Source organism: Bradyrhizobium sp. MI1.11 (assembly GCF_055811255.1).
Genome location: NZ_JBVVPM010000078.1, coordinates 20,949 through 28,112, shown reverse-complemented (window position 1 = coordinate 28,112; position 7,164 = coordinate 20,949). Strand labels below are relative to the sequence as shown.

The 7,164-nt window shown below is 65.5% G+C and carries 5 protein-coding genes and 1 pseudogene; 1 reads left to right on the top strand and 5 read right to left on the bottom strand.

All coding sequences use genetic code 11. From position 1 onward, the window contains the following. Nucleotides 1–151: 151 nt before the first annotated feature. The 5 genes from AC0L30_RS39100 to cobS all read right to left on the bottom strand — a co-directional run bounded on the left by AC0L30_RS39100 (nucleotide 152) and on the right by cobS (nucleotide 6,189). A complete protein-coding gene (locus AC0L30_RS39100) occupies nucleotides 152–562 on the bottom strand; it encodes a hypothetical protein (RefSeq protein WP_007599237.1) in 411 nt (136 codons plus the stop codon). A gap of 277 nt (nucleotides 563–839) precedes the next feature. Next, nucleotides 840–1,952 (bottom strand): NADH:flavin oxidoreductase/NADH oxidase, encoded by a 1,113-nt coding sequence (locus AC0L30_RS39095; protein ID WP_473406481.1) that lies wholly within the window; start codon nucleotides 1,950–1,952, stop codon nucleotides 840–842. Nucleotides 1,953–2,070: 118 nt separating this feature from the next. Next, nucleotides 2,071–3,144 (bottom strand): esterase-like activity of phytase family protein, encoded by a 1,074-nt coding sequence (locus tag AC0L30_RS39090; protein ID WP_473406480.1) that lies wholly within the window; start codon nucleotides 3,142–3,144, stop codon nucleotides 2,071–2,073. Further along, nucleotides 3,141–5,045 carry a cobaltochelatase subunit CobT gene (gene cobT / locus AC0L30_RS39085; RefSeq protein ID WP_473406479.1) on the bottom strand — a complete coding sequence of 635 codons (1,905 nt, stop codon included), beginning with the start codon at nucleotides 5,043–5,045 and terminating at the stop codon, nucleotides 3,141–3,143. The genes AC0L30_RS39090 and cobT overlap by 4 nt, the downstream gene beginning before the upstream one ends. A gap of 145 nt (nucleotides 5,046–5,190) precedes the next feature. Next, nucleotides 5,191–6,189 (bottom strand): cobaltochelatase subunit CobS, encoded by a 999-nt coding sequence (cobS, locus tag AC0L30_RS39080; protein WP_007599232.1) that lies wholly within the window; start codon nucleotides 6,187–6,189, stop codon nucleotides 5,191–5,193. Nucleotides 6,190–6,497: 308 nt separating this feature from the next. Here cobS and AC0L30_RS39075 point away from each other — a divergent pair. After that, nucleotides 6,498–7,158 (top strand): annotated as a pseudogene (locus tag AC0L30_RS39075) (DedA family protein). Nucleotides 7,159–7,164 lie beyond the last annotated feature (6 nt).

The following is a 7,164-nucleotide window of genomic DNA, read 5'->3' as shown; positions in this document are numbered from 1 at the left end:
GCTGATCCTCCCAGCCGACAGAGAACTGTCACCCATCCATCTGGTCTACTGTGTTACCTATCTATCCGGTCTGGACACTCCCTAGCCCTCCCCCACAAGGGGGGAGGGAACGCACTGTGCTTGCGGCGCGATCTCTCGCAACACAACAAATTCACGACTTCCGCATCCGCGCCTTTGCCCCCGCGACGATCTGCATCGCGACGCCGGCGATCCAGCCGAACAAAGCAAACCAGCTCCACGCAATATGCGGTTCGAGGCGGAGCACGATGATGGCGACGGAGGCGAGCGCAGTGAATGTGGCGCAGAGCGTGCCGGCGGAGCTCAACAGTTCCGCGGCGTCGATGTCGCCGTGGGCCTCGTCGAAGGGCAGCTGCGGTGTGTCGATGCCAAGATAGAAGCCGACGAAGCCCAGCACCATCATCAGCAGCAGGAAGCCTTCCGTGGTGAGCGCGGGTATAGCGGATCCCACGTAAGCGCCGACGAACAGCCCGCACGCCGCGCCCGCCATCGCAAGCCCCACGCGCTCGATGACGTGGGCAGCTTTCCGGATACGAAACCGCATGGCAGGCCTCCGCGAGGCGTTGGACGCACGCGAGGTTAGGCCAGATTTGGCGGAGGTGGAAGGTGAGAGGGTTTACGGATGCGTGAGGTGGGATGGTTTAGGACCAAAGGACGCAAGCGCGGCGACCTTTGCGTGGGCGCATGCCTCCCCGACCGTCATTGCGAGCGCAGCGAAGCAATCCAGGCTCTTTCCGCGGACGCAGTCTGGATTGCTTCGTCGCAAGGGCTCCTCGCAATGACGAGTTTGCGGCGCGGTCGTCGCGCCACATTCGCCCCCCTCACCGCGCCCCGAACGTCGTCTTGCCGAACAGCGCCTTCTGCGTCGAGGGCTGCGAGCGCCAGTATTGCGGGGGTGCTTCGACTTCGCCGCCGAGATCCGCTGCGGCGTGCCAGCCCCAGCGGGGGTCGTAGAGCATGCCGCGGGCGAGCGCGACCATGTCGGCCTTGCCGGATGCGACGATCTCTTCGGCCTGGTTCGGCTCGGTGATCAGGCCGACGGCGATGGTGGGCAAACCCGTCTCGCGCTTGATCGCCTCTGCGAACTGCACCTGATAGCCGGGGCCGAGCGCGATCTTCTGCAGCGGCGAGACGCCGCCGGAGGAGGCATCGATCCAGTCGACGCCGCGCGCCTTCAGCGCCTTGGCGAACTCAATCGTCTGCGCCAGGTCCCAGCCGCCCTCGACCCAGTCGGTCGACGACACCCGCATGCCGACCGGCTTGCCGTGCGGGAATGCCGCGCGGACCGCGTCATAGACCTCCAGCGGGAAACGCATGCGGTTCTGCAAGCTACCGCCATATTCGTCGGTGCGCCTGTTCGAGATCGGCGACAGGAACTGATGCAGGAGATAGCCGTGCGCGCCGTGCAGCTCGATCGCGTCGATGCCGATGCGATCGGCGCGCTTCGCCGCATCGACGAAGGCGTCGCGAATGCGCTTGAGGCCGGCGGCGTCGAGCGCCAGCGGCGCGGCTTCGCCCTCCTTGTGCGGCAGCGCTGACGGCGCCACGGTCTGCCAGCCGCCCTGGTCCTGCGGGATCAGCTGGCCGCCGTCCCAGGGCCGCGCGCTGCTCGCTTTGCGGCCCGCATGCGCGAGCTGCATTGCGACCGCGGTCGAGGAATGTTTCCGCACCGAGGTGAGGATCTGCTTCAGCGCGGCCTCGGCGGCATCGCTGTAGAGCCCGAGGCAGCCCGGTGTGATGCGGCCGATCGCCTCGACATGGGTCGCCTCGATGCAGAACATCGCCGCGCCCGACAGGCTGAGATTGTTGATGTGGGTGAAGTGCCAGTCGGTGGGAACGCCGTCCTCGGCCGAATATTGGCACATCGGCGACACCACGATGCGGTTCTTCAAGGTCAGGCCGCGCAGCTTGATCGGGGAAAACAGGACGCTCATGCGGGGGAGTTCCGGGATGGGGGCGGGAGTTGGGGAGAGTGTAGTGAGCGATGCGCCGATTGCCAGCCGCGCGGGGGGAATGGCGGCCCGTAGCGTCATGCATTGCGGCCGAGTGGACTCACTCCACCAGTGCGAACTGCAGCAGCAGCGTACGCTGGAGCATTGAGAAATTGTCGTCCGACACCAGCGTCAGCACGGTCTCGCCGTCGGCGGTAACGTGGGCGTCGATGCCTTCCATGTTGTCGATCTCGTGGCCGAGATCTGCCTTGAACAGCACGGGGCCGTCGACCAATGCGCCCGGCGCGATCGATTTCAAGGGGATGGCGCGGATGCGGATATCGACGCCGGTGAACCAGGAGAATTTGCGTTCGAGAATCAGGAGATCGCCCGAGGGCAGCAGCACCGCATCGCTGATCAGCTGCTGCTCGGTGCGGCGAATGCTGAACTGGCCGGGCGTCGGGCCGCCGAGCAAGAATCCGATCAGATTGCCGTCGGCATCGAAGCCGCCCTCCGACAGCGCGATCAAGGTCCCCGCGAGCGGCTGCCCCTTTGGTATGTCCTTGGGGACAAACACCAGCGCCTCGAGCCCTTTATTATAGGGCAACTTTCGCACCGCCGGCGGCGTCTGCAGCACCTCGCCGCGGGCGCGTGTGCCGCCCTTCGAGAAATCGAACCGCATGATCTGGTTGACACGCTCGAGCCCGACATAGACGAGGTCGCCGTCGCGCGCGAGCGACTCGGTGTCGTACCACAGCCGCTTCTCCGTGATCGGCCGCCCCTCCGCATTGAGCACCGGCGCAGCCTCGACGTCCTCGAGACCGGTCATGCTCCGCCCGGAATAGCGGATGCGACCGGTGAACCAGGTGCCCTGGTCGGAGATCGCGAGGAAGCGCTCGCCTTTGGGATCGAGAAACCGGAAGCCGGACAGGCCGCCGAAGCCGCGATGCGGCGAGGTCAGCACCAGGCCGCCGCGATAGTCCAGCGAACCGAACCGCGTGCGCGCGCGGTCGCGCGGCTCGAAATTGGGAATCGGCCGCGCGTTGACCTCGATGCCAACGGGCGCGGTGACGGCGTGCTCGATGAGCGCCGGCTTCGGCGCGGGCTGTGCCTGCGCCAGACGAGACAGTGCGAGAGTGGAAAATCCCGCCGCCGCGTGGCCGATAAAGCTGCGGCGGGATCGATGCTTGCTCACGAATGCAATTTGCGTCGCGGGCGGTTGGCCGGCTGCGTGGGCGCGGTGTTGGTCTCGCTGAAGAGTTCGGCGAGTTTTTCGGTGATGGCGCCGCCGAGCTCTTCGGCGTCCACGATCGTCACCGCGCGGCGGTAATAGCGCGTCACGTCATGGCCGATGCCGATCGCGATCAGCTCGACCGGCGAGCGGGTCTCGATCTCCTCAATGATGTGGCGCAGGTGCCGCTCGAGATAGTTGCCGGGATTGACCGACAGCGTGGAATCGTCGACCGGCGCGCCGTCCGAGATCATCATCAGGATCTTGCGCTGCTCGGGCCGGCCGAGCAGGCGCTTGTGCGCCCAGTCGAGCGCCTCGCCGTCGATGTTCTCCTTCAGCAGCCCCTCGCGCATCATCAGGCCGAGATTCTTCCGCGCACGGCGCCACGGGGCATCCGCCGACTTGTAGATGATGTGACGGAGATCGTTGAGGCGGCCGGGACTGGCCGGCTTGCCGGCGGCAAGCCACGCCTCGCGCGATTGCCCGCCCTTCCAGGCGCGCGTGGTGAAGCCGAGAATCTCGACCTTGACGCCGCAACGCTCCAGCGTGCGGGCGAGGATGTCGGCGCAAGTCGCCGCGACCGTGATCGGCCTGCCGCGCATCGAACCGGAATTGTCTAAGAGCAGCGTCACCACGGTGTCGCGGAACGTCGCCTCCTTCTCGTGCATGAAGGACAGCGGGTGATAGGGATCGGTCACCACGCGCGACAGCCGCGCGGGATCCAGAATGCCCTCTTCGAGATCGAACTCCCAGGCGCGGTTCTGCTGCGCCATCAAGCGTCGCTGGAGCCGGTTGGCGAGACGGGCGACGATGCCCTGCAGATGCGCGAGCTGCTTGTCGAGATAGGCGCGCAGGCGCTCCAGCTCGTCATGATCGCAGAGGTCTTCGGCGGCGATGATCTCATCGAACTTCGGCGCGAAGGCGTGATATTCCGGCCCGCGCGGCTCGTTCTTGCCGTGCGAATTCGGTCGCGTCGCCTCGCCCGGCGTCTCGTCGTCGCCGAGTTCGCCGTCGTCGAAGGTGTCGGAGGTCGAGGCCTGCGCGCTTTCCATCGCGCTCTCGCTCATCTCCTCGCTCGACGCCTGGGCTTGATCAGCGCTCATCTCCTGCGCGGCGTCGGAATCGGGCGAGCCCTCGGCGCCGGACTGATCGTTGTCGCCGTCCTGGTTCTCGTCGTTCTCGTCATTGTCTTCGCTGTCGGCGCTGCGCTCGTCGCCGATCTCGAGCGCCGTCAGGAGATCATGCACGGCATCGCCGAACCTGGTCTGGTCCTCGACCATGGTATCGAGCCGATCGAGCCGCCTGCCGATCTTGTCTTCGAGGATGGGACGCCAGAGATCGACCATCTTCTTGGCGGCCGTCGGCGGCGCCATGCCGGTCAGGCGTTCGCGCACCAGCATCGCCAGCGCGTCGGCGAGCGGCGCGTCGGCGCGATCGGTGATCTCGTCGAACTTGCCGCGATGGAAATGGTCGTCGAGCATCGCGGTGAGGTTCTTCGCAACGCCCGCCATGCGCCGCGCACCGATCGCCTCGACACGGGCCTGCTCCACCGCCTCGAACACGCCGCGCGCCTGCGGATTGCCGGGCATCAGCTTGCGATGCAGCTTCGGATCGTGACAGGCGAGCTTGAGCGCGATCGAGTCGGCATGGCCGCGCACGATCGCGGCATCGCGCCTGGTCATTTTTCGCGCGGGTTCGGGCAGCCGCGCCTTGCCCGGTGCGAGCCCGGGACGCTCGGCGGCGAAGCTGACGTCGAGCTCGGGCGCCTTGGCGATCGCCTTCAAACAGGAGGCCACCGAGCGCTTGAACGGCTCGGTCGGGGCTTCCTTGGTGTTGCGGAATTTGGAGTTGGAGGTGGTGCTCATCTCGCCCTTACCCGTCGTCCCGGCGAAGGCCGGGACCCATAACCACCGGCGATCATTGCGTCAGGAGAAATTATCGGCGGCGCTTCACTCGAGACATCACGCGGTATGGGTCCCGGCGTTCGCCGGGACGACATATCGCGTGAAATCAGCTGAGCGCCACGTTCACCGCCGATTCCGGCAGCTCCGCGTTGAAGCAGCGCTGGTAGAACTCGGCTACGAGGGGACGTTCGAGCTCGTCGCACTTGTTGAGGAAGGTGACCCGGAACGCAAAACCGATGTCGCTAAAGATGTCGGCGTTTTCCGCCCAGGTGATCACCGTGCGCGGGCTCATCACCGTCGACAGATCGCCATTGGCGAAAGCGTTGCGGGTGAGATCGGCGAGGCGAACCATCTTGTTGACGATGTCGCGGCCCTCCGTGGTGCGATAGTGCTTGGCCTTGGCCAGCACGATCTCCACTTCCTCGTCATGGCTGAGGTAGTTCAGCGTGGTGACGATCGACCAGCGGTCCATCTGGCCCTGGTTGATCTGCTGGGTGCCGTGATAGAGGCCCGAGGTGTCACCGAGGCCGACGGTGTTTGCGGTCGAGAACATGCGGAATGCCGGGTGCGGCTTGATCACCTTGTTCTGGTCGAGCAGCGTCAGCCGGCCGGAGACTTCCAGCACGCGCTGGATCACGAACATCACGTCCGGGCGGCCGGCGTCGTATTCGTCGAACACCAGCGCGACGTTGTGCTGGAGCGCCCAGGGCAGGATGCCGTCGCGGAATTCGGTGACCTGCTTGCCGTCGCGGACCACGATCGAGTCCTTGCCGACGAGGTCGATCCGGCTGATGTGGCTGTCGAGGTTGACGCGCACGCAGGGCCAGTTCAGCCGCGCGGCGACCTGCTCGATATGGGTTGATTTGCCGGTGCCGTGATAGCCCGTGACCATGACGCGGCGGTTGTGGGCGAAGCCGGCGAGAATGGCGAGCGTGGTGGCGCGATCGAAGCGGTAATCGGAATCGACTTCGGGGACGTGAGGATCGACTTCGGAATAAGCGGGGACTTCGAGATCGCTGTCGATCCCGAACACCTGGCGCACCGACACCTTCATGTCGGGCAAACCGGAAACTTCCTCAACTTTGGACATCGCGGCGGTCGTCATCAATCCTCCGAGGTCCCGGGCGATCCCGAGACCAGTTATTGCACGTTGGCTGCGGCTGGGTGCTGTTGCGAACCTATCAGAGACAACGTGCGGGCAGAAGCCCGCCCCCCAATCAAAGTTCCGTTGTCTTTTCATTTAGATAGGCAAGGAACGCGATTTTTGGAAGGCTGCCCTGCGAATCACGCCTGAATTTCGTGCCGAGGGCACGGTCCTGCTCACGCGGGTGGCACTTTTACCGGCGCTCGTTACTTATGTAGGGTCCGAACCCCAAGGCCAATCCCAAGGCCCAATCCCACCACAGAGACGATGTGACGTCCTTTCTCGATCCCCTCATTTCATTCGTCTCGGCCCATCCGTGGCTGGCCTATCTGACCCTCTTCCTGGCGGCCCTGCTGGAGGCGGTTCCGGTGGTGGGCTCGGTCATCCCCGGCTCGACCATCATCCTGGCGCTGAGCGCCCTGGTCCCAGGCGGCGAGCTCAGGCTGCAATGGGTGTTGCTGGCGGCAGCGCTCGGCGCAGTGCTCGGCGATGGTTCGGCTTACTGGATCGGGCACCGGCAGCAGCGGGAGATCCTCAACACCTGGCCGATGACCAATTATCCGCGTGTGGTCGAGCAGAGCGAGACTTTCTTCCACCGCTTCGGCACCTGGGCGGTGTTCTTCGCCCGCTTCGTGCCGCCGATCCGGGCCTTCGTCCCGGTCACCGCGGGCGCGCTGGGCATGCCCCCGGCCCGCTTCTACGCCATCAACATCCCCGCAATCCTGGTCTGGGCGCCGGCGCATGTGCTGCCGGGTGTTTTGGCGGTGTCGGCCCTGCACGAATATGCCGGGCTGCCGCACCATGGGCATCCGTACAAGCACATGTGGATTTTGACCGTGGGTCGGCGTGGCAATCGTCGTAGGCGCGGCGGTTTGGATCTATCGCCGCCGGAACGGCGGCGGTGTCGCGGTGGCGAAGCCGCGGGGGTGATAGAGT

What these genes read in the sequence shown, in the direction of transcription:
- cobT (WP_473406479.1), bottom strand. Translation starts at nt 5,045, where the DNA reads ATGAGCACCACCTCCAACTCCAAATTCCGCAACACCAAGGAAGCCCCG.
- AC0L30_RS39095 (WP_473406481.1), bottom strand. Translation starts at nt 1,952, where the DNA reads ATGAGCGTCCTGTTTTCCCCGATCAAGCTGCGCGGCCTGACCTTGAAG.
- cobS (WP_007599232.1), bottom strand. Translation starts at nt 6,189, where the DNA reads ATGACGACCGCCGCGATGTCCAAAGTTGAGGAAGTTTCCGGTTTGCCC.
- AC0L30_RS39100 (WP_007599237.1), bottom strand. Translation starts at nt 562, where the DNA reads ATGCGGTTTCGTATCCGGAAAGCTGCCCACGTCATCGAGCGCGTGGGG.